The sequence below is a fragment of the Vibrio sp. RW genome (assembly GCF_027587105.1).
In the GTDB taxonomy this organism is placed as follows: domain Bacteria; phylum Pseudomonadota; class Gammaproteobacteria; order Enterobacterales; family Vibrionaceae; genus Vibrio; species Vibrio toranzoniae.
Map to the genome: position 1 here is coordinate 17,159 of NZ_JAPPTM010000001.1, position 23,739 is coordinate 40,897.

Below are 23,739 nucleotides of genomic sequence, written 5' to 3' on the forward strand. Positions count from 1 at the left end.
AAAAATTCAATACAATCCGTTAATTTTGAAACACTTCACATTATTGTGCAAACATTTTCGAGCATACAACCGTTAGCTCAACCTTGTTTTTTAATTTAAAACAATCACTTATAAATAAAACATCATTTTATTAGACAGCCCAAATTAGAGTGTTAGTTCTGTCACATAACAAACATTTTGTTATATAAACAAGACTTGCCATTCCAAATGTGAATAAAAAAGACCTAGCTCAACACTAAGTCTTAATTTTTATATATGAATAACTCGTTTATTCATCATCGAGTGGAATCAACTTGGTATTACCACCGTGTGCTTTCTCACGCTTACGTTGCACGAATGCGTAGAAGCCAGGGATTAGGAACGTACCCGCCAGTAATACACATAACAGGCCGCCGATCAGTGAAATACCCAGAGAGTTCTGGCTCACGTGCCCGGCACCCGCAGCGAAGATCAGTGGGAAGATGCCTAAGATGAACGACCAAGACGTCATATTTACAGCACGGAAACGCAGAGTACCGCCCTTCACTGCCGCATCTTCAATTGACGCATCTTTGTCTTCACGCTCAACTTTCGCGAATTCCACAATCAAGATTGCGTTCTTCGCGGCCAAGGCTATCAAGAGAACCAAACCAATTTGTGCATATAGGTTCAACGGTGTGCCCGTTAGGTTCAACGCCAAGAAGGAACCTAATGTTGCGACCGGTACCACTAGGATAATCGCAATCGGTATGGTCCAACTCTCGTATTGAGCCACCATGAACAAGTAGATGAAGATCAGTGCCAATGCAAACGCAAAGATCGCTTGGTTACCTGCGAGTACTTCTTGGTAAGCCATACCCGTCCATTCGTACTGGTAGCCTTGAGGCAGTACGTCAGCTGCAACACGTTCCATCGCCGCAATCGCATCACCACTTGAGTAACCCGGCGCTGGTTGGCCTTGGATCACTGCACTGCGGTACATGTTGTAACGCCATGCGACATCTGGTTCAAAGATCTGGTCGTAAGTCACAAGCGTACTTAGCGGGATCATCTCGCCATTAGACGAACGCACGTGGAATCGTTGGAGATCATCCATGCTGCTACGATGTTCACTGTCCGCTTGCATGGTTACACGGAAGTTCTTACCAAACATGGTGAAATCATTCACATACAGAGAACCTAGGTTACCTTGTAGTGTTTGGAAGATTTCCGACAACGGAATACCAAGTTGCTGCGCTTTCTCACGGTCAATGTCGACATAATAGTGCGGTACATTGGCACGGAAGGTACTGAATGTATGTGAAATCTCAGGCTGTTTAGCGGCCTCAGCAATCACGTCATTCATTACCATCGCTAGATCAGTTCGGCTACGGCCTAAGGTATCTTCAAGAACAAACTCAAATCCAGACGCTGCACCCATGCCCGGCACCGCAGGAGGCCCCATGGCAAACACAATAGCTTGAGGCAGCTCAGTCGCTGCTCGGCCATTAATACGTTGTGAGATAGCCTGCGCTGAATGTTGACCATCCAATGCATTACGCATGTCCCAATCATGGAGCTTGATGAACATCGACGCACCATTCGATGCAGATGCACCTGTCATGAATGCGTAGCCGTTAACCAGTGTTACACCATCAACACCCGGCTCTTGCTCAACCATCTCTAGTAATTGCTCAGTCACATCTTCTGTACGAGACAGTGATGCCGCGTCAGGAAGCTGCACGTTAACTAGCAAAATACCTTTATCTTCTTGAGGTACGAACGCCGTAGACGTTGTTTTCGCGAAGTAAGTAACAGCAGCCAAAGCCACTACAAAGAAAGTGAACAGCAAAACGCCTTTCTTAACTAAGAAGACAGCAATTTGACCGTATTTGTTAGTAACGGATTCTAGACCACGGTTAAACACTTGGTACCAACGTGCTGTGTTACCGCCACCTTGTTTGAGAACCAATGAACACAATGCTGGTGACAGCGTTAATGCGTTAATCGAAGAGATAACAACGGCGATACAGATAGTGAGCGCGAACTGACGATACATGATGCCGGTAATACCTGGCAGCATCGCGACTGGAATGAATACCGCTAACAGTACCAAAGTAGACGTAATGATCGGACCCGTTACTTCTTTCATTGCGATAAGTGTGGCTTTACGTGGTGAAATCGTTGGATCTTTGGCCATTGTGGTATCAACGTTCTCGATAACCAAGATCGCATCATCGACTACAATACCAATCGCCAATATCAAACCGAACAGGGTTACCGTGTTGATGGTAAAACCCGTCATCTGCATGATGGCAAACGTACCGATCAAAGATACTGGAATCGCGACGACAGGAATCAAGGTTGCACGCGCACTACCCAAGAACAGATAAGTCACTGCGATAACCAGTAAGATAGCTTCGATCAGCGTTTTTACTACCCCTTTGATCGATTCGGCAACGAACAATGTGGTGTCATAACTCGCTTCATAAGCAACACCTTCAGGGAAGTTTTCGCTTAGGTTCTCCAGCATCGTCATGACCGCTTTACCACTTTCCAGCGCATTCGCGTCTGACTGAAGTGACAGTGCTACGATTGAAGCGTCTTGACCACGGTATTTACCATTGCCATCGTAGAACTTTTTACCAAGCTCAACACGCGCCACGTCTTTTAAATAAACCGTCGAACCGTCTTGATTTGCGCGAAGCACTACATTTTCAAACTCATCAGCCGTTTCTAGTCGGCCTTTTGTTACCAAGTTGAACTGCACTTCTTGCGCGTTGTTATAAGGTGCTGCGCCAATACGGCCAGCAGCGACTTGAACGTTCTGTTCCGCCAATGCGCGATTCACATCAGAGGTGGTGATATTGAGGTTAGCCATTTTTTCAGGATCTAACCAAACACGCATTGCGTATTCACCGCCACCCAATACATTCACTTCACTAATACCAGTAACACGCGCTAACTGGTCTTTAACGTTTAAGTTGATGTAGTTGATCAGGAATTGATCGTCATATTCACCGTTTGGCGAGTAGAAGTTCAATACCATCAACAGGTCAGGTGAACGCTTCTTAACCGTTACGCCGACCATTCTAACTTCTTGTGGAAGCTTGGATTCGATTTGAGCAACTCGGTTCTGAACGTTGACCTGAGCCATGTCTGGATCGGTACCAACATCAAAGGTCACATTAAGGTTGTATGAACCATCATTAGCACTCTTAGAAGACATGTAGATCATATTTTCAACACCGTTAACCGATGTTTCTATGGGGTCGGCTATCGCCTGTTCTACTACTTCCGCACTTGCACCAGTATAGAAAGCTGACACACTAACAGAAGGCGGGCTAATTTTTGGATATTCAGCCACTGGCAAGATAGCGAGAGAGATCGCACCCGCCAGCGTTAAAATTATGGATATGACAAGGGCAAACTTAGGCCTTTGAATAAAGAAACGACTCAACATAAATAGCTCCCTTACTCAGCTTGGTCAACAGAAGGCTGAATGCGAACAGACATACCGTTACGCACACGCTGTAAGCCTTGAGTGATGACCGCGTCGTCCCTCTCTAGTCCAGAACGAACAATCACGCCATCTTCAATCTGACGACCCATCTCGATGTTTCTGCGCTCAGCCACTGGAGCCGCTTCGCCTTCAACTAGCACCATGACAAAGTCGCCCTCAAGGTCGGTTTGAACCGCGCGGCGAGGAATAGTCACTACATCAATAGATTGTTTCTCACGAAGATTAACACGAACGTGCTGACCCGGAAGCAGTTGTTGATCTGGGTTATTAGCAATCGCACGCATCGCGATAGTACCGGTATTAAGGTTGATACGGTTGCCCAAGAAGTCGAGTTCACCGAGGTGTTCGAATGCTTTACCATTTTCAAGCATGATCTGAACTTCAACACGAGCAGAATCGCTGCTGCCGTCGCCTTCAATACGGTCCATACCCAGCTCAATACGCTCACGCTCACTAATGCTGAACGAAGCATGGATTGGATCTAAGCTAACCAAAGTCGTAAGAACACCTGAAGATGGTGACACTAAGTCACCTTTACTCACTTTGGTGTCACTGATTCTTCCAGAGAAAGGCGCGATAATTTTGGTGTGAGAAAGTTGGACATTTGCGGCATTTAGCTGAGCTTGGCTTGCTTCAAGCTGAGCTCGAGAACCCAGTAGGTTTGCCGTCAATGCATCAAATTCCGATTGAGAAATACTGCCTTTAGGAAGTAGGTTTTTACCACGGTTGAAATCAAGTTCGGCCTTTTTAAGGTTTGCATTCGCTTGAGCGACAGACGCTTTCGCATTGGCGACTTCAGCTTCAAATGACGATGGCTCAATCAAGTAAAGTAATTGGCCCTTCTCGACCATTTGACCTTCTTTGAAATGACGGCTTTTTAGATACCCTGAAACCTGAGCCGTGATCGCCGTATCTTCTACGGCTTCAATACGACCGATGTACGACTTACTTTGCTGGTGAGACACAACGCTAACATCCTGTACAGCTACGAGAGGTAAAGGCGCTTGCTTGGCATTCTGAGCATCTTGCCCACATCCAACAAGAATAATTGAGCTTGCAAGAGCCGTAAGGATTAACTTTTTACGCATGGTTATACCGTCACTTATGAGAAATTGAACAGCATAAAAGTTACGTAACACAAATGTCTAAAATGTCCGAGGAGTATCAATTATCACTTGAAAAGTGTTTCAACGTGTAAAAAGCAACCTGATGCTTATAAAACACTTACAAACAAGTAACAATTTTACACCAAATCGCCCTTCCCACTTTTATCAACTAGGTATATTGACTAACATCATGTATCTTCGTACATAAGCATTCATATTTAATTACTTAAGGTAATTCTCATGATTTCAAAATGGGCTAAACGTTTCTATCAAATGGCAGAGCTGGTTGGCTCTTGGAGTAAAGATCCATCCACTCAAGTTGGTGCTGTCATCACCAAACACAACCGTATCGTTTCAGTAGGCTTTAATGGCTACCCTCATGGCGTATCTGATAGTGCTGATACTGATGATCGTGAAATGAAATACCTAAAAACGTTGCATGCAGAAGAAAACGCAATCTTGTTCGCTAAGCGTGATTTAGACAGTTGTGAAATCTGGGTGACTCACTTCCCTTGTCCAAACTGTGCAGCAAAGATCATCCAAACGGGTATCTCCGCGGTTCACTGCCCAGAGCAAAGTGAAGACTTCCTTTCTCGTTGGGGAGATAAAATCAAAGTTAGCCAAGATATGTTTGAACAAGCTGGTGTACAAGTCGATTGGTTGCCAATCGCAGACTTAGACTAACTTCGGTTAGTTGAGCTGTTTATTGATTCAAAAGACACAAAAAAGCCGAGAGTCGATGATATCGCTCTCGGCTTTCTTTATATTCGGCTAGTTTCATTCACAAAAGAAACGAGGATTAGGCGGTAACTGGAAACTCTTCAGCGTACGCTTCCATAAAATCTTTGCGAATATCTTGCTCTAGGTGGACCGCTTTTTCGGTTGGGCAGAAAATCATAAAGTGAACTTCTTGCTCACCCGTAGGACTGCTAGTGATATGGATATGAGGTTCTGAGCCTGGAAGATCGACACCTGCGTGTTTCTCAATCATACCGTTATAACGGCGCGCAACATCAATAAACTCCTCACAATGCTCTTCAATTTTAACGATAAGATCTGGCAACATCGGATACAAGTTGACAAAATCCCTCACCGTCACTGAGAAGTTGTGATAGACGTACCGCTTCATGAAATTAAGATTCTTCACGGGATAAGTGAAAAACATACTGTTGGGTAGTGTTGCTGTCTTACCTGTGAAGTGATACTGCCCGTGATAAAGGTCAATTTCCTGGATCACAGTCGCCATCAGATTATGCTCGATCACCTCACCACTGATTTTCCCTACCTCAATCCAATCACCGATTCGAAATGAGCGTGAGCTTGCCCGTTGAATTGAGCCAGTGAAGCACAAGATAATCTCTTTCGAGGCTACAACGATCGCGACGGCGATAGCGGTTACCGACAGTGCAAATTCGCTGATTTCAGATTTCCACAAAACAAACATCGTAAACACAACCACGGCAACCGTACCGTTCTTAGTTCGTGACATCCAATTGCGTTGGTCTTCGCTAAGAAAAGCAACATCACCTCGAATTTGAGACAAAGTGATTCGGCGAATAATCAAAATAATGCAAATGATCAGCGCACTAAAAATAAACTTATGAGTGAGTAGAAAGTCTATTGCTTGCCACATCTTTTCCATTACTTATCCTTTTAGCATTACAACAATTAGCTTTATAACGGCTAGCTATACAACAACTAACAGCTTTACAACGATTAGCGAAAAACTGTGCTATGAAAAAGCACCCAATTGTAGAACGCTCTTTCATGCTGATATCAGCTATAGATAAGGCTATCATTTTATCTGGGCAGAAGTAATAAATTGGCCAAAAGTTTCACACCAAATCACAACGGTATTAAATCGATTAAGATCAACACCTTCGGGAAGCTCAACCATAAATCGGTCGAATGTTTTTACATCTCCAACTCTCAATAGCTCGCTCTTGCTGTCATTGAAGGCTTGTTCGGTTTCAATAAATTTAGGAGAGAGGTAAACCTTGTAATCCGGCCCCGGAGCCAGCTCGCCTTCAAACGCAATCGCATTTTCAGACACCGAGACGATGCCCTCTCCCCAATGCAAGAAATCACTGTCTTGGCGATCTTTACTAAATTCGCCCGTATAAATAGCTTGTTGTGAGATCGCTTCAACTGAACTCGAAGATGGAGAATCAGGCTCAATCAAAATAGGCAATGCATAAACACCTAGCCCAAAACCAACAGCACCCACGGCTAGGTGGGTGCAAAGTAAAACTAACTTTTTCATCGCGTACTCCCTTATGCTTAAAGAGAGTATTATTGAATACTCTCAAAAATACAAAGAGATATCGCGTTATAGGCTGCTATTTCTGGTAATGCAGAGCAGTACGCTGAGACAGTTCCACAATCACTTTTACCGCCTGTTCCATACCTTGAATGGTAATGAACTCATGAATACCGTGGAAGTTATAGCCGCCAGTAAAGATATTCGGACATGGTAATCCCATGAACGATAAGCGAGCACCGTCTGTACCGCCTCGAATAGGCTTGATCATCGGATCAACATCGCACTCAATCATTGCTTGCTTTGCCAACTCAATAATATGTTGATGCGGCTCAACCATCTCTTTCATATTAAAGTAGCTGTCTGTTAGCACTAACTCGACATGGCCTTTCTCAAGACGCTCGTTCAGTTCATCCACTCTCTGCTGCATGAATATCTTACGCGCTTCTACACCATCACGTTCAAAATCACGGATGATGTAACCCAACTCAGAGCGCGCAACGCCCATTTTAGCCGATTTCAAATGATAGAAACCTTCATAACCTTCGGTACATTCTGGTGTTTCTCGCGCCGGCATCATCAGTTGGAATTGAGCTGCAATGTTCATCGCGTTGACCATCTTACCTTTTGCGGTACCTGGGTGAACGTTGACACCATGACAGATAACATCGGCGCTGGTCGCGTTGAAGTTCTCAAATTCCAACTCACCGACAGGGCCACCATCAATGGTGTATGCCCATTCAGCGCCAAACTTATCAACATCAAACAGGTTTGCACCACGGCCGATCTCTTCGTCTGGCGTGAATCCAATACAAATATCGCCATGTTTGATGTCTGGGTTCGCTTTGAGATAAGCAATCGCACTGATTATTTCAGCAATACCTGCTTTATTGTCGGCACCCAGTAAAGTCGTGCCATCGGTCGTAATAAGGTCATGACCATGCAGAGCATCGAGGTCTGGGTATTGGCTTGGGTTTAAGCATTCTCCACTTGTGCCTAGCTCAATCGTTCCACCTTGATAATCTTTAATCACCTGCGGTTTCACGTTCGCGCCTGATGCGTCAGGAGCGGTATCCATGTGGGCGACAAAACCAATCGCAGGTACTGGGTAATCAACGTTCGACGGCAGTTTCGCCATCAAATAGCCATTTTCATCTAAAGAAACATCCACTAACTCTAATGCGATCAATTCTGACTTTAAGGCTTCAGCAAAGGTGATTTGACCCGGTGAACTTGGGCATTGCTGATTAGAAGGATCGGATTTGGTATCAAAAGTAACGTAATTCAGAAAACGTTCTACAAGCTTTTCCATAATTCATCTCACCATGGATTAAGTAATTGATTTACTGACTTAATATTTTGTATAGGTAAGTATTTTATTGTTAGGGAATTACCTACGCAGAGTCAGTAGCGAGGTTTTTCATCTTACGCCCCTGACCATCTATGTAATTGCTCTAAATCATTGTTGAGCGAAGTTAAATGAGCCGCCTATACTGTAAAAAGAGGGTTTCGTCAGTTCCAATATTGCATACGGATGATAAGCGATCGCTTTGTACGCATTCTACGCCCTTCGCTCTCAGCCTAACAAAAGTACAAAGTGGATGATGATCACAATTTATCCCTGATGCAGAATCTGTCATACGTTACACGGAGACACAGTTATGACGATTAATAAGTATTTTATTTTTTCTCCTCAAGCCTCTGAGGAAGCACTTCAACCTGTATTGACTGAGAAAGAAGTTCAAAGGCAGGAAGCTCTGAGGCTCGCGCAAACCCAAGGTGGGTTTGATACCAACGCGACCTCATAACTTGATAATACTCAGAACGTATTTATAGACCCCCTAAAAAAGAGCTCTACTTCTCTATGATGTAGAGCTTTTTGTCTTTAGGCCTTTCTTTCCTATTTCCAATAAGCCTTATTCAGGCGTCAGCCTATTCGCACTCTTTTACTTTCCGAACTTTATCTATAACTACTCGAGTACACTGCCATCTCATTTGTCACGCTGAAAAATGACTCATTAAACATCCCCCAGCCATACCTTGTCGTGCAATTTTGTGCTAATAATTCATATTCGTTTTCATTCCTCACTCGCCGTCTTTTCAAATGATTTTATGCGAGTACCAGAGAACTTAACCACAGGAATCCCGAATTCAATGGAATATTCAAAACTAGGAAGTAGTCAAATTCCCGTTTCCCGAATCTGCCTTGGTAGCATGACTTGGGGTCTGCAAAATACGCAACAGCAAGCCAACCAACAGATCGAATACGCACTGAGTCAAGGTATTAACTTTATTGATACCGCAGAGATGTACGCGGTGCCGCCTTCACCGGATACCTACGGTAAAACAGAAACGATTATCGGCAACTGGTTATCATGCAATCCACAGCGTCGCCAAGAATTAATCATCGCGAGTAAAATTGCGGGCCCAGGGCTGCCTTGGGTTCGAGATGGCGGCCCAATAACAGGTGAAGCCGTGATCGAAGCGGTGGATGCGTCATTAAAACGCTTACAAACCGACTACATTGATCTTTACCAACTTCACTGGCCAAATCGCACCACACCTCACTTTGGCAAACATATTCCAAATCACATTCGATTCAGCGATATCGACCGAAAACAGCATGAAACGGAGATGTTGGAGATCCTACAAGCATTAGCGAGCTGTATTAAAGCGGGTAAGATCCGCCATGTTGGCCTTTCAGATGACACCACTTGGGGCATTAACACGTATCTTAAGCTAAGTGAAAAACATGATTTGCCACGAATGATCTCTATTCAAAATGAGTTCAGCCTGCTACACGCGAAAGATTGGCCATATTTGATTGAGAACTGTGTGCATGAAGACGTCGCTTACCTGCCGTGGTCACCTTTGGCTGCTGGCATGTTAAGCGGTAAATACATTGATGGCGCAAGACCGAAAGGTAGTCGCTGGACATACATGCAGCGTAAAGGCATTTTCCGTGACACTGAATCTGCCAATGAAGCGGTGAAAGGTTATGTTGAAGTGGCGAACGCACATGGGTTTACGCCAAGCCAGCTAGCGTTAGCGTGGTGTAATCAAGTCGATGGTGTAACCTCGACCATAATTGGCGCAACCACCATGGAACAGTTGAAAGAAAACGTAGCCGCTTTTAGTAAGCCGCTATCAGAAGAGATTCTCACCGACATCAACACGGTGTTTAAGCGTTACCCTGCCCCATATTAATCATACGGGTCAGCTAATCTTCTCGGTTCAGGCTAGCCTTCTCACTTCAGCTTAACCTTGAGCAACTACATCAGACAAGAGCGCGCTATTTAGTGCGCTTTTCTTTTTTAAGTGGGTTGCTTTTGCTTTTTATGTGGATCGCATTGAGTCATCACGCTTTTGGTTATCCAACCTTTGCTCTATAATGCGCGGGCTTATATCTAGGATAAAAACATGATTTCAAAAAACCAATTAAAACTCCTTCGTGCTTTGGGCCAAAAGAAACAACGTAAAGCCCACTGCCTGTTTCTAGTTCAAGGTGAAAAGAACGTTCTTGAGCTGTTTAATAGTGACCTAGTCGTAAAGAACGTCTTTGCTACGGCTGATTTCTTATCTGAAAATCACGCGTCATTGATTGAGTTTGATTGTGTTGAAGCTTCGCTAGACGACCTAACCAAGGCAAGCACTTTGGTAAGTAACAACGCAGCGATTGCAGTGGTTGAGATTCCAAAGGTTAAATTACCAGAAGCGACAGGCTTAATGATTGCGCTGGATGGTGTTTCTGACCCAGGTAACCTAGGTACGATTATTCGTGTGGCAGACTGGTATGGCATCAAGCATATCGTTGCAAGCAGCGATTGCGCAGACCCATACAACCCTAAAACGATCAGTGCGACCATGGGTAGCTTTGGCCGAGTACACGTAAGCCAAACAGACTTACCTGAATACTTAGAGCAAGCGAGCCTGCCTGTTTACGGTGCGTTCTTAGAAGGTGAAAGCATTCATAAGACTGATTTCACTGCCAACGGCATTTTGCTGATGGGCAGTGAGTCTCACGGTATCCGTGAACATGCGGCTAAATACGTGACCGATAAGATTACGATTCCAGCATTCGGTGGCGCAGAGTCTTTGAACGTAGCAATGGCGACAGGTATTATTCTCGACAACATGCGTCGTCAACATAGCTAGACCTCTAGGCTAACGAGCTAATCGACAGTGTTCAGATATAAAAAAAGGCGTATTGATTAAATCAGTACGCCTTTTTATTTGAGTTATTTTCAACAATTACTTTTCTAACATTGCCAACTTATCAGACACACCATTCCACTTTTCAGCGTCATCCATCGGTGCGGTTACTTCCGTTTGCACAGGCCAAATCTCAGCGAGCTCTGCGTTCATTTCGATAAAGATCTTTTGATCTTCTGGCAGCTCATCTTCTTGGAAGATCGCTTGAGCATCACATTCAGGTACACATAAACCACAATCAATACACTCGATTGGGTTAATTACCATGAAATTCGGGCCTTCATGGAACGCATCTGCGGGGCACACGGCCACACAGTCTGTGTATTTACATTGAATACAATTATCGCCTACGACAAATGCCATGATGCTCTGCTCTATAAGTTAGTCAAAATTGAAGAATGGGGATAATACTCATCCCAAAGCAAAATTCAACATCATACGACTCTAATATCGTGTCTATTTGCTCCATGTTTCCAAATTAGTATGACAGATAAATCAATTTCTCGTAAAATGCGCGCCATTGTGAGCTTATCGCTTCTTTCAACATCAGCGTTTTCATCAAACTCTGTGTTTAGAAGTGGTCTAGCTAAGACACCTATAAAAAACGAGACATCGAAATGATACGTTTAACCGAAATTAAACTTCCACTAGACCACGAAGAGTCTGCTATTCAAGACGCAATTGAAGCGAAGCTTGGTATTAACTCTGATCAGGTACTTTCTTTTAATATCTTTAAACGTGGCTACGATGCTCGTAAGAAATCGAAGATCCTACTTATCTACACGCTGGATGTTCTCGTTGAAAACGAAGCTGAGCTGTTAGAGCAATTCATCAGCGATCCGCACGTAAAAGTCACTCCAGACATGGAATACAAATTCGTTGCTAAAGCCGTTGAAAACCAAACTGAGCGCCCTGTTGTTATCGGCTTTGGTCCTTGTGGTTTGTTCGCAGGCCTAGTGCTTGCTCAAATGGGCTTCAACCCAATTATCGTTGAACGTGGTAAAGAAGTTCGTGAACGTACTAAAGATACCTTTGGTTTCTGGCGTAAGCGCGCTCTGAACACAGAATCAAACGTGCAGTTTGGTGAAGGTGGCGCAGGTACATTCTCTGACGGTAAACTCTACAGCCAAGTGAAAGATCCAAAACACTACGGCCGTAAGGTAATCGAAGAGTTTGTTGCCGCTGGCGCACCAGAAGAAATTCTATACGTAAGCAAGCCGCACATCGGTACCTTTAAACTGGTTACCATGATCGAAAAGATGCGCGCTTCTATCATTGAACTAGGTGGCGAAATCCGCTTCAGCACTCGCGTAGACGACGTTCACATGGAAGACGGTCAAATCACTGGTCTAACACTTTCTAATGGTGAAGAGATTAAGTCTCGCCACGTTGTACTGGCTGTTGGCCACAGTGCTCGTGACACGTTCGAAATGCTACACGACCGTGGCGTTTACATGGAAGCGAAGCCTTTCTCTGTGGGTTTCCGTATCGAACACAAGCAATCAATGATTGATGAAGCTCGTTTCGGCAAGAACGCTGGCAACCCAATTCTAGGTGCGGCGGACTACAAACTGGTTCACCACTGTAAGAATGGCCGCACTGTATACAGCTTCTGTATGTGCCCTGGTGGTACTGTGGTAGCTGCGACGTCTGAAGAAGGCCGCGTAGTAACAAACGGCATGAGCCAATACTCTCGCGCAGAGCGTAACGCAAACAGCGCGATCGTTGTTGGTATCGACCCAGAACGCGATTACCCAGGTGACGCACTGGCTGGTATCCGTTTACAGCGTGAACTAGAAAGCGGTGCTTATGTTCTTGGTGGCGAAAACTACGATGCACCAGCACAGAAAATCGGTGACTTCCTGAAAGGTCGCGATCCAAGTGCAATCGGTGAAGTACAGCCGTCTTTCACACCGGGTATCCACCTAACAGACATTTCAAAAGCGCTGCCTGATTTTGCTATCGAAGCGATTCGTGAAGCCATCCCAGCGTTCGAGAAGAAGATCAAAGGCTTCTCTACGCCAGACGGCCTACTAACAGGTGTTGAGACTCGTACCTCTTCTCCTGTTTGTATCAAACGCGGCAAAGACTACCAAAGCATCAACCTTAAGGGCTTCTTCCCTGCAGGTGAAGGCGCAGGCTACGCTGGTGGTATCCTATCTGCTGGTATCGACGGCATTAAGGCTGCGGAAGCTCTAGCACTGTCTATGGTTGAACAGAACCAAGCTGAGAAGGTTGATATTGCTTAACTGTTAGCCAAAACCAAAAAATCCAGTGCCCTAAACGCACTGGATTTTTTATGTGCATGTGACTAGCGGTACACGAGCAACATGGTAGAATGCCGCCATTAATCTTATCCTTGTATAAGATTGTTGAACCTTTCCATCGCTATTTAGCCAAATCATACCGAGAAACTTATGCCATTTTCCAAGCTTGGATTAAGCTCACCTATTGTTAAAGCCGTTGCAAAACAAGGCTATGAAAAGCCAACCTCGATTCAAGAAAAAGCAATTCCGATTGTTCTTTCTGGTAAGAACCTTATTGCGGCTGCACAAACAGGTACAGGTAAAACTGCGAGCTTTGTTCTCCCTATCTTAGAAATGCTAAGCAAAGGTGAAACACAACGTAAAAAACGTATTCGTGCGGTAATTCTGACACCAACTCGTGAGCTTGCGATTCAGGTTGAACAGAACATCACTAAGTACGCGAAGTTCCTAAACCTAACATCATTAGCGATGTACGGTGGCGTATCTTACCAGCACCAGAAAGATCGTCTGATTGAAGGCGTCGATATTCTGGTTGCAACGCCAGGCCGTTTGATCGATATGTACGGACAACGTGCCGTTCACTTTGATGAAGTTGAAGTTCTGGTTCTTGATGAGGCCGACCGCATGCTAGACATGGGTTTCATCGAAGACATCAACAAGATCATCGCGCGTTTGCCACAAGACATTCAAAATCTACTGTTCTCAGCAACGCTTTCAACGCCAGTTCGTGCGCTAGCGAAAAGTGCTATCAGTGAAGCGGAAGAGATTTCAATTGCGAAAACGGACGCGTCTAAAGCGAACATTGAGCAATGGTTGGTAACGGTAGATAAAGACCGTAAATCAGCACTGTTGAGCCACATGATTACCGAAGGTAATTGGGATCAAGCGCTTATCTTTATCGAGACCAAGCACGGTGCGGCTAAGTTGGTGGCTCAACTAGAGAAACGTGGCATTCAGGCTGAAGCTTTCCACAGTGGACGCAGCCAAGCGATCCGTGAAAAGATCTTGGCTGACTTCAAGAAAGGTCGCCTAAAATACTTGGTAGCGACTGGCGTTGCTGCTCGTGGTATCGATATCGATAACCTAAGCCGCGTAGTGAACTACGACTTGCCTTTCCCAGCAGACGACTATGTTCACCGTATTGGTCGTACTGGCCGTGCTGATGCGTCTGGCGAAGCGATCTCTTTCCTATCGAAAGACAACTTCAAAAACCTGTGCATTATTGAAAAGCGTCTTGGTCACCTGATTGAGCGTCGTGTAGTGGAAGGTTTCGAACCACGCAAAGAAGTGCCGATTTCAGTGTTGAACTTCGTACCTAAGAAGAAAAGAGAACAGCAACAAGACTAAGTAATTTCAGTTACAAAAAATGCAAAAGTCGCGTTAGCCAAACTGAAAATAAAACGAAGCCCTATGTGGCTTCGTTTTGTTCTTTGAAATACATATAAAGTTGAGGTAACAAGATGATCACTCCTATCGCCACAAGATTAACCCGCGGGCAAGACCTAAAGCTTGAGATCCAAAAGCTAGTGACCGCGCACAATATCTCGGCAGGCTCTATTGCGTCTTGTGTCGGGTGTGTTTCTCAGCTCAATATTCGTCTGGCTAATGCGAACAACACTAAGCTAATCAAAGCTCCGTTCGAAATCGTATCTGTAATGGCAACGCTAACGCCTAACCACCAGCACGTTCATATATCTGTTGCTGATGAGAATGGCGATGTGATTGGCGGGCATCTACTGGAGGGGACGATTATCGCAACCACGGCTGAATTGATTATTCACTGCTACGATACTTTGACCTTCAACAGAGAGCATGATGATTCGACGGGCTACACTGAACTCACTATCAGCAGTAACACGCAATAGAACAACACCACGCAATAGATTGCCCCGTAGCAGCACTAGCGCCCTATATAAAGCGATACAACTAAATAAATAGTATTAGGAAACACGATGGCTCCAAAGTCCGCAGACTCCGTTATCGTTCTCGATTTCGAAACAACAGGCTTATCTCCCAACATGGGTGACCGAGCGATTGAAATCGGTGCGGTTAAATTAGTTAACGGCGAAGTCGTCGACACCTTTCAGCAACTCATGAACCCAGGGTTTCGCGTTAGTGGGTTCATTGAAAGCTATACCGGAATCAGTAACCGTATGTTAAGCACGGCGGCCAGTTGCAGCGAAGTGATGGATGAGTTTGCAGACTTTATCCAAGGCAGCCAACTTGTCGCTCACAATGCCTCATTTGATAAGCGCTTTCTTGATGCAGAGTTAGATTTTATTGGCCGAGGCTATACAGGTAAGTTCGCTTGCTCAATGTTGATTGCTCGCCGCCTGATCCAAGATGCACCGACCCATAAGCTAGGCGACCTTGTCCGTTTTAAGAATATCGACAACGACGGTACTTTCCACAGAGCGTTAGCCGATTCAGAGATGACAGCACGCTTATGGTTATTAATGATTGATGAGTTGCAAAGCGACCACGGCATTCAACAGCCAAGCTTTCAATTGATGCAGAAAATATCGAAGACAGCGAAAGGCTCTATCCCAAAACTGTTGGTGAGCAATCGAGGTTAAAACCCTTACTATACGATAATGATTGAAAGGCTGATGGGTTTAACACGATCAGCCTTTTTAGTCACTAACGAAGCTTACCCGTGCCCTACTCCTGCAGTGTCACCAACGTTGATTTGAGACTTTCTAGTTCATTCATGAAATAAGACCATTGCTTATCACTGCTCACTGTGGCGATCTCGACTAAGAACCTAGCTGATGTCTGCATATTCTTATTAAGCTTAGATTCCAATTCGTCTGGATAATAAGCTTCGTTGTTCAAAAGCAGGTTCATAATAATTGGCTGCGTAATATGCAGATCGGTCTTCTTTTGCATCAGTGTCGATAGGTCTTGATAAGTGTTATTTTGATATTGGCGCCAGGTATCATTGGTATTAATCCACTCTTGAGACCAAGTTGAAATAATCTGTTGTTGCTCTTTCGATACCGATCCTAGCCATCGCTCTAGTCTCTCTTCTATTCGACTCCGATATCGTTCCCTCGAATCTTCATCATCCAATGATAACCTTTCTTCGTAATAGTCTTGCTGCTTTTCTCTGAAGTTCTTTAAGAATTCGTTATCTTGCTTAGGAGTAAACTGCATACTTAACCCGTAAACATCGGGAGCCAATTTATTAACGATAGAACGAATATGATGTTTAATTTGCTCACTCTGGTCAACGATAAACGCAGAATTAATATCGGAGCGAGCAATACTTTGAATCACTTCTAATTGCGAAATATACAACGGAAGTTGAGTTTCTTTATGCCATTGCTGTAATAAATCGAGGCGCTCTTCGAGCTCTGATTCTTGACTATTAGATAGTGAAACAAAATCTTCGATATAGCTAACCGCAAACCAACTGATATTGTTATAGGCGAATTTCGTCCCACACCCGGCAAATAGAAAGCACACAAATACGACTAACCAACGGCATTTCCTCATTACACCCTCTCATCATATGTTACTGGCCAACGAACACCAAAATGGTCTCATCAGATTACTGTTGACCTTATAACATTAGCTATAAAAGCACCTTATCGTAAAAACTTTCAGATAAATTGAGACTTCACCTTGCTAAACCGTCTATTTAGGCAAATGATTAAAATAAAGCTTACGACTAGCAGTGATATTATTCGACTTTTTATTGTTCATTGAGAACAATGCAATACATATTAACGGTATGTATTTTGCATAAATCATAATGGTTAGTATTTGGGAGGCAAGCTATGGCCGCTATTCCTCATCATACAAGCGAATTAGAATATGAGCTTTGCTATTTTGACGCTGGAAAAATAACCACAATTACGATATTCGCTAATAATCGACAGGAAGCGATGACTTGGTATCTTAGCGAAGGAAAACATATCAACGATCTTTATTCCATCAGACCTGATGAATAGATCAACTGTGGAACCCCCTTTACTGCATTGTCGTTAATATTACACTTTGCAGTAAAGGGCTTTAGTCTCGAATTACTTCAGGATTCGGGCACGGAATTGACGCCCCTTCATTTTCCCTGATTCTATTTTACCTAGCGCTTTCTTAGACACCGATCTTTCTACCGCTACGTAGGCACGCATTGCAAACAAGTTGATCTTACCTACTGATTTTCCATCAATACCACCTTGACCAGTCAATGCGCCAAGAATATCACCCGCACGAAGCTTGGCTTTCTTACCGCCATCAATCTGGATGGTTACCATGTTTGAGTAGTAAGGCTTAGCAATTGGTTTTGCTGGTAACTCAGATGGTTCTATCGGCATGTCCATGTACTCATCAATTTGAGCAACACGGTACATCTCTTTTTCGCTAAAGAAACTGATAGCTACGCCTTTGCTTCCTGCACGGCCAGTACGACCAATACGGTGTACGTGAACTTCAGGGTCGCGAGATAGCTCAAAGTTGAATACAGCATCTAGGTTATCGACATCAAGGCCACGAGCCGCAACGTCTGTCGCGACTAGAATAGAGATCGTTTTGTTTGAGAACTGAACCAAAGCTTGGTCACGTTCACGCTGCTCCATGTCGCCATGAAGCTCGATAACGCTGAAACCACGATGGCTTAGCTCATCGTTTACGTTCTGTACTTCTTTCTTAGTGTTACAGAACACAACCGCTGATTCTGGTTGATGATGAAGAAGAAGTAACTCTAACGCGTCATCACGAGCTTCAGTCCCTTCCACTTTGTAGAAGTGTTGCTGAATGCTTGAGTGATCATGCGTTGATTCAACCTTCACCATTTCTGGATCACGCATAATACGGTCTGCAACAGATTTGATCTGTTTAGGGAAAGTTGCACTGAAGAGCAGAGTTTGACGCTCTTTTGGAGCCGCTTCAATCACTGCATCCAAAGCGTCTTGGAAACCCATTTCTAGCATGCGGTCGGCTTCATCCAACACAAGCGTGTTCAACTCAGATAGGTCAATACGATCTTTTTCTAGATGATCAAGGATACGGCCAGGCGTGCCCACAAGAATGTGTGCGCCATGCTCTAGTGAACCAATCTGTGGGCCCATTGGCATACCGCCACATAATGTCAGCACTTTAATATTGTGAATACCACGAGCAAGAGTACGGATCTCTTTTGCAACTTGGTCTGCAAGCTCACGAGTCGGACATAACACTAAAGACTGAACACGGAAACGCTTAACGCGTAGGTTCTGCAGCACGCCTAAACCAAAAGCGGCTGTTTTACCTGAACCCGTTTTACCCTGACCGATAACGTCCTTGCCAGTTAGGATAGTAGGAAGACTTAACGCTTGGATCGGCGTCATTTCAGTATAACCAAGCGAATCTAACGTATTTAGAAGCTCTGGTTTAAGGGCGATTGAAGAGAATTTTGAAGTGCTCAATGGAAATATCCAACTGGTGAAAAACAGAGTGCATTATGAGTGTTTTTGAAAATTATTCCACCTTAATCACAGTTTTGAAGAAACATGTTAGGCAGACACAAAAAAGCCAGCTTTGTTAGCTGGCTTATCGTCATTTTCGAATTACTTCCTATGGCACACCGTGACCTTTAGATGCAACCCAAACGCGATACCATTGTTCGCGAGTCAGTTCAATTTTCAATGCATCAACGGCTGTCTTCACACGTTCAATCTTACCTGAACCGATAATCGCAATTGGATTAGACGGTAAACGGCGAACCCAAGCGTAAATCACTTGGTCAATGCTGTCTGCACCCACTTCTTGGCGAATCGCTTCTAGTTCATCACGTACGCGAATCGCTTGTTCTGAATCGCCATTGAAAATGCTACCACCACCTAAACAAGACCACGCCATTGGGCGTATACGATTCATCTGCAGTTGATCTAAGGTGCCATCATGGGCAACTTCGAAGTTCAGTGGGTTAATTTCGACTTGGTTGGTAATGAGTGGCTTACCTAGTCGAGATTGCAACAGTTCAAACTGGCGCGGTGAAAAGTTTGATACACCGAAGTGTTTAACTTTGCCGACCTTATGCAATTCTGCAAAAGCTTCTGCAACCTCATCCGCATCCATAAGTACATCAGGGCGATGAATCAGTAATACATCAAGTTCGCTTACACCCAAACGTTCTAGAGAATTATTTACGGATTGGTAAATATGGTGTGCGCTGGTGTCATAGTGATTGATCTTACGATCAGGAGTATGGTCACCACACAAGTTGATATCGCACTTGGTGACGATTTGGATCTCACCACGAAGGCTTGGCTCAAGCGCTAATGCCTCACCAAATAACTTTTCACATTGGTAGTTACCGTAAATATCGGCGTGATCAACCGTTGTGATACCAAGATCAATATGCTGCTTAAGGAAAGTCAGGCGTTGTTGCGGGGTCATGCCCCACTCTGCTGTACGCCAGTATCCTTGCACCAGCTCAGAGAGTTCTAAGCCTTGCGGCGCTGTCGTTACTTTTGCAACCATGGGTTGTCTCCTTTATCAATACTGAGCGTATCCTAAGCTCGTTTTACTGAAGGCTCAACGTATAACAATTGGCAAAACTAAACGCTTACTAAAAATGTGAGAGCCACATGAAAAACGAACACAGAAATGAAGAATAGCTTGCTGTCTGCCCATGAACCGTTAACCCAAAAGGCTTGTTGCTCTAATGAAATACGAGAGCATCTATAAATTTGAGCCATTAAAAACGATTTAGTTCAACGGTTAGGTCGCCACCATCAGTATGTAACTGAACCCAAGGCTCTGAGGTACGAGAAGAAGATGATGAGGAAGAACGAGGAACATTCCATAGGCTCATTTGCTCGAATGAATGGTGTGGCGCATTAATAAATTCAACGAGCTGCTTATCTACCTCACCAAAACCTACGCCTTCACGTTCCGCTTGTTCGAGTTGAGCGACGACATCGAACTCATCTTCCCCTATACGAATTGAACTCAGAGCAAAGCCATCTTGACGAAGGTAAGCCTGAAGCTTCGTATAACTTAATGTTGAATACGGTAGGCTTAAGCGTACCACTTCGATACTCGATTCACCCAACTCCAGTTCAACGTAAACATCCAGATCGTAATATTTAGTTTGGTCACTGCACAACATAGTGCCTTCGATCTCGCCGCAATCCATAAGGTCGATATCATTAATATAGTGTTGGGAACTCGGTTGAACTGAGCTACTGTTGAACACAGTTCGCAGCCACCAAGCCTCGGTCGCTTGTGCGGAGAATGCAATTGCATTCAAAACCAGAAACAAAGGTAGGGTTGAGGCAGGAAAAATTCTCATTAATTGTGCTTATTTTGCGCGGTAAGAATCGTCCATTATACGCGACCGATCAGCAAACAAACGCCTGAACCACAAATTTTAGGCGAAAAAAACGGGCATACATGCCCGCTAAATAAATTCTATCGCTGAATAACGTAATCCGTCACGTTGAGAACCATTACGGAACTAACAATACCATTCCGTCGACTCACATACAGAGCGTCATACCAATTATTTATAGCCACCTTCGATCGCTGGCTCTTCAAGCGATAGTCTTACTTTATTACGTTGAATGGCTTCAGGCGGCAAACTGATGAAACCATATTGGTTCAACACGCCTTGATGCTCTTCCGACAAAGTCAGCCCAACAAAGAACTTCTCTTGCTCGGTAAGTCCTTTGTGATGCGCTGGAATGTTCAGGTACATATAATAAACCGTTGCTAACGGGTAGCGACCAGAGAGGATCGTTTCCTTATTTAAGTCATAGTTCACGCCTAGGTTATCGACCACGCTCAACCATTTCACATCCGAGATTTGGTCCGAGTAAACGGTATAACCAATTGCCGCTTCTTCGCCTTCAATCTTATTAACAAGCTCAGGCAGATCCGCTAAAAATTGAGTATTCGCATATTCCCCGTCAGTGCTACACTCGACCCAACTCGAAAACGTAGTATGGCCTTGCAGATTGTGGTCGATAGCAAAAGGCAACATGTGGGTATCTAAGCTTTCACCATCGCGAATATCACTGCTTGGTTTCCATTTAGGATGTTTAAGCTCATTAGAACAACCAAACACATCTATTAATTCTGCGACAGTGATTGACGTCGCTGGGTTATTCTCATTCGCTAGAATCGCAATCACATCAGCGGTAAACATCAGTTCTGTTGGCCTATAACCATAACGCATGTCAAATCTAGCCATCTCTTTGTCAGTCCACTTTTTAGAAGTGATACCGACACGGGAGCGCTGCATGATCATCTGCTCTGGAACACTGTCACTCAGTAAAAGCTCTAGATCGATTTCTTGGCTTTTAAGCAAATCTTCAACGAGCCCCTGCATATTTGGTTCAATCGCCACCAAACCAATATCACGGACATCATTAGCCGATACCGATACCGATACCGAAAGAAGCACAGGCACAGCAGCAAGCAATACGCCCGATTTATTAGATAGACGTTTCATTACAGGCCCCCTACTGGATCAATCGATGTCTTAGATTCAACATCGCTATTACTGTCGAGTTGCATCTCTGAGGTGAATATATTCCAAGATGGGTTAACTTCCATGCTCTCTGTTTTTAACACCGCTATCGTTCTGCGCTTACGCTTGTGAAGGTGCTGAGTTAAGCTGGTTATCTGAGTAAATTCTTGTTCGAAAATTCGCTCACCATCGATGCCTCTGTCAATCAGAGCGTCTCGAATCACGCCAGTCCTTTTCTTGGCCAATGCTTTGTTATAAACGTTGGTACCTTCTGAACTTGTGTCCCCCACTAAGGTAACGGAGGCGTCTGGCTGCTCACCCAGTAAACGCACTAATTCGTTGAGAACGGCTGTGTGCTCTGGTTTAAGGTCATATTTATCGAAATCAAATGCCACGCTTAAGACCTCAACATCTTCGATAATCTTCCAATCGGCACATCCTTTAATATCAACAAGTACGCCTTCTGGCGTATCAGCACAAAGGTCTCGCTGGTTTATCACACCATCGCGATCATTATCCGCTAAGTCATCAATTTGATGTCGAGTCATTGTGGTATCAGGCGTTTCCGCACATCCCATTAACAAGATAGAACTAAGTAGCGCTAGTTTAAAATATCTCATTACTTATTCTCCCCTTGCCACTCATCTGGATGTTCAATTCTTAATGCGTAAGTCAACATGCCCATCGCATTCAGTACTCGATATGCCGCTAACGTTTGATCGTATTCAGTGCTGATAAAGTTTCTTCGAGCTAAGAACACTTCCACTTTTGCATCAAGCACATCAAGCAAGCTTCGTCTGCCAACATTAAATTGTTGGATATAACCAAGCTCTGCAATTTTAGCTGCATCCACATTCTGTTGAAGTAGGGATTTTTGCTGTTCAAGCATCTTATATGCGTTCCAAGCTAGCTGAGTACCCTCTTTAACCTCACGCTCCGTTCTTAACCGTATCGCCCTAGCCTCTTCAACTCGCCAAGCCGATGATTCAACTCTAGAATCAGTAGAGAAGCCATTAAACAGGTCATAATCCATCGTTAGCATTAGTCGAGCATCTTCATCGACACCGCCTGGCGGGTTAGACACGTTGTCGTTTTTATTAGCATGAAGCTCAAGTTTCACCTCTGGATAGTAATCCCCTTTCTCGCGGCGCATCTCTTTACGAGCTGCGTCGATATCAAGCAAAGCGGCTTTGATTTCAGGGTGATTCTCTATCGCCTGTTCAAGGGCTACCTGCGCAGAACTCGGTAACAACGCGTAATCAAAACGTGGGGAAACCATATTGACCGCAGGCTTGCCGACTAGGCGTAGATACTGAGTTTGTAAATCAAACAGATTATTCTGAGCGGCAATTAGTGAAGATTGCGCGGTCGCGACACGCGCCGAGATCTGAGCCAGATCCGAGTTACTACTCAACCCTTTGCTCTTTTTATCTTGAATGTCTTGATAGATTTCTTGGTGCTCTTTTACGTTACGTTTAGAAAGATCCAAAAGCGTTTCGGCTTTCAGGATATCTAAGTAGTTTCTGACTACGTCTAACGATACATTTTCAGCTCGTGAAATCAGAGTTAAACGCTCTGCTTCTGCTTCGTACGTTAGTCGATCAACATTCGATGTGGTTTTAAAGCCATCGAACAGTAACTGAGATACTTTAACGCCAATTTCCGTTCGCGTTAGGCCACGGTCATCGGTATCAAGTTTGCTGCCGCTGTTATAACGCGTCTCTTCGTAACCCGCCGCCGCATAAAGGTTGACTTGTGGCATATATAAACCACCCGCAGCGTCTCCGTCTCTTATCACCGATTGATATCGGGAATACTGCGCCAATATCTCTGGACTATAGTCGATAGCAAACGCCACTGACTCTTCTAATGAAGCGGCTTGAGACAGCCCACTCATTAGCAAGCAAGAAGAGAGTAAGAATTTTGAATGCATTACACTTCCTTTTATATTTATG

The 23,739-nt window shown here is 44.3% G+C and carries 22 protein-coding genes; 9 read left to right on the forward strand and 13 right to left on the reverse strand.

Annotated features, from left to right (window positions below):
• Positions 1-268: 268 nt before the first annotated feature.
• Positions 269-3,421, reverse strand: a complete 3,153-nt coding sequence (locus OCT63_RS00080) for an efflux RND transporter permease subunit (protein WP_060469383.1) — start codon at positions 3,419-3,421, stop codon at positions 269-271.
• 11 nt (positions 3,422-3,432) lie between these two features.
• The gene (locus tag OCT63_RS00085) at positions 3,433-4,569 is read right to left on the reverse strand and encodes an efflux RND transporter periplasmic adaptor subunit (RefSeq protein ID WP_161684676.1); all 1,137 of its coding nucleotides are present in this window, start codon (positions 4,567-4,569) and stop codon (positions 3,433-3,435) included.
• Between the two features lie 258 nt (positions 4,570-4,827).
• Here OCT63_RS00085 and OCT63_RS00090 point away from each other — a divergent pair, with 258 nt between their 5' ends.
• A complete protein-coding gene (locus OCT63_RS00090; protein WP_017058015.1) occupies positions 4,828-5,271 on the forward strand; it encodes a dCMP deaminase family protein in 444 nt (147 codons plus the stop codon).
• A 115-nt stretch (positions 5,272-5,386) separates the two neighbouring features.
• Here OCT63_RS00090 and OCT63_RS00095 read toward each other — a convergent pair whose 3' ends face one another.
• The 3 genes from OCT63_RS00095 to pepT form a co-directional block, all read right to left on the reverse strand.
• The gene (locus OCT63_RS00095) at positions 5,387-6,229 is read right to left on the reverse strand and encodes a mechanosensitive ion channel family protein (protein ID WP_161671707.1); all 843 of its coding nucleotides are present in this window, start codon (positions 6,227-6,229) and stop codon (positions 5,387-5,389) included.
• 153 nt (positions 6,230-6,382) lie between these two features.
• Positions 6,383-6,850: a DM13 domain-containing protein gene (locus OCT63_RS00100; protein WP_161684678.1), complete on the reverse strand. Its 468-nt coding sequence runs from the start codon at positions 6,848-6,850 to the stop codon at positions 6,383-6,385.
• 76 nt (positions 6,851-6,926) lie between these two features.
• Positions 6,927-8,159 carry a peptidase T gene (gene pepT / locus OCT63_RS00105; protein WP_161684680.1) on the reverse strand — a complete coding sequence of 411 codons (1,233 nt, stop codon included), beginning with the start codon at positions 8,157-8,159 and terminating at the stop codon, positions 6,927-6,929.
• Positions 8,160-8,508: 349 nt separating this feature from the next.
• Between pepT and OCT63_RS00110 the strand changes: the two genes are divergently transcribed.
• The 3 genes from OCT63_RS00110 (at position 8,509) to OCT63_RS00120 (ending at position 11,002) form a co-directional block, all read left to right on the forward strand.
• Positions 8,509-8,655, forward strand: coding sequence for a hypothetical protein (locus OCT63_RS00110; RefSeq protein ID WP_165905184.1), 147 nt, complete (start codon positions 8,509-8,511; stop codon positions 8,653-8,655).
• Between the two features lie 346 nt (positions 8,656-9,001).
• Positions 9,002-10,054, forward strand: coding sequence for an aldo/keto reductase (locus OCT63_RS00115; RefSeq protein ID WP_161684682.1), 1,053 nt, complete (start codon positions 9,002-9,004; stop codon positions 10,052-10,054).
• 213 nt (positions 10,055-10,267) lie between these two features.
• Complete coding sequence (locus OCT63_RS00120) at positions 10,268-11,002, forward strand: RNA methyltransferase (RefSeq protein WP_161684684.1); 735 nt, start codon at positions 10,268-10,270, stop codon at positions 11,000-11,002.
• A 96-nt stretch (positions 11,003-11,098) separates the two neighbouring features.
• Here the strand turns inward: OCT63_RS00120 and fdxA are convergent, their stop codons facing one another.
• Entirely contained in the window at positions 11,099-11,422 is a 324-nt protein-coding gene (gene fdxA, locus OCT63_RS00125) for a ferredoxin FdxA (protein ID WP_269982957.1), read from the reverse strand.
• 254 nt (positions 11,423-11,676) lie between these two features.
• Between fdxA and OCT63_RS00130 the strand changes: the two genes are divergently transcribed.
• From OCT63_RS00130 to OCT63_RS00145, 4 genes are all read left to right on the forward strand, one after another.
• A complete protein-coding gene (locus OCT63_RS00130) occupies positions 11,677-13,308 on the forward strand; it encodes an NAD(P)/FAD-dependent oxidoreductase (protein WP_161671712.1) in 1,632 nt (543 codons plus the stop codon).
• A 168-nt stretch (positions 13,309-13,476) separates the two neighbouring features.
• Positions 13,477-14,673, forward strand: a complete 1,197-nt coding sequence (locus OCT63_RS00135; protein ID WP_269982958.1) for a DEAD/DEAH box helicase — start codon at positions 13,477-13,479, stop codon at positions 14,671-14,673.
• 113 nt (positions 14,674-14,786) lie between these two features.
• A complete protein-coding gene (locus OCT63_RS00140) occupies positions 14,787-15,191 on the forward strand; it encodes a PPC domain-containing DNA-binding protein (RefSeq protein ID WP_161684692.1) in 405 nt (134 codons plus the stop codon).
• Positions 15,192-15,278: 87 nt separating this feature from the next.
• Positions 15,279-15,902, forward strand: a complete 624-nt coding sequence (locus OCT63_RS00145) for a 3'-5' exonuclease (RefSeq protein ID WP_161671714.1) — start codon at positions 15,279-15,281, stop codon at positions 15,900-15,902.
• A gap of 85 nt (positions 15,903-15,987) precedes the next feature.
• Here the strand turns inward: OCT63_RS00145 and OCT63_RS00150 are convergent, their stop codons facing one another.
• Complete coding sequence (locus tag OCT63_RS00150) at positions 15,988-16,824, reverse strand: DUF6279 family lipoprotein (protein WP_269982959.1); 837 nt, start codon at positions 16,822-16,824, stop codon at positions 15,988-15,990.
• A gap of 284 nt (positions 16,825-17,108) precedes the next feature.
• Between OCT63_RS00150 and OCT63_RS00155 the strand changes: the two genes are divergently transcribed.
• The gene (locus OCT63_RS00155) at positions 17,109-17,282 is read left to right on the forward strand and encodes a hypothetical protein (RefSeq protein ID WP_017058002.1); all 174 of its coding nucleotides are present in this window, start codon (positions 17,109-17,111) and stop codon (positions 17,280-17,282) included.
• Positions 17,283-17,354: 72 nt separating this feature from the next.
• Here the strand turns inward: OCT63_RS00155 and dbpA are convergent, their stop codons facing one another.
• The 6 genes from dbpA to OCT63_RS00185 all read right to left on the reverse strand — a co-directional run bounded on the left by dbpA (position 17,355) and on the right by OCT63_RS00185 (position 23,717).
• A complete protein-coding gene (gene dbpA / locus OCT63_RS00160) occupies positions 17,355-18,734 on the reverse strand; it encodes an ATP-dependent RNA helicase DbpA (RefSeq protein WP_269982960.1) in 1,380 nt (459 codons plus the stop codon).
• 148 nt (positions 18,735-18,882) lie between these two features.
• Complete coding sequence (locus tag OCT63_RS00165) at positions 18,883-19,791, reverse strand: aldo/keto reductase (RefSeq protein WP_161684699.1); 909 nt, start codon at positions 19,789-19,791, stop codon at positions 18,883-18,885.
• A gap of 217 nt (positions 19,792-20,008) precedes the next feature.
• The gene (locus OCT63_RS00170) at positions 20,009-20,605 is read right to left on the reverse strand and encodes a hypothetical protein (protein WP_161684701.1); all 597 of its coding nucleotides are present in this window, start codon (positions 20,603-20,605) and stop codon (positions 20,009-20,011) included.
• A 210-nt stretch (positions 20,606-20,815) separates the two neighbouring features.
• Complete coding sequence (locus OCT63_RS00175; protein WP_269982961.1) at positions 20,816-21,766, reverse strand: PstS family phosphate ABC transporter substrate-binding protein; 951 nt, start codon at positions 21,764-21,766, stop codon at positions 20,816-20,818.
• The gene (locus OCT63_RS00180; protein WP_161684705.1) at positions 21,766-22,404 is read right to left on the reverse strand and encodes an OmpA family protein; all 639 of its coding nucleotides are present in this window, start codon (positions 22,402-22,404) and stop codon (positions 21,766-21,768) included. Before OCT63_RS00180 ends, OCT63_RS00175 begins: the two co-directional genes overlap by 1 nt.
• Entirely contained in the window at positions 22,404-23,717 is a 1,314-nt protein-coding gene (locus OCT63_RS00185; protein WP_269982962.1) for a TolC family outer membrane protein, read from the reverse strand. The genes OCT63_RS00180 and OCT63_RS00185 overlap by 1 nt, the downstream gene beginning before the upstream one ends.
• Between the last annotated feature and the right edge of the window lie 22 nt (positions 23,718-23,739).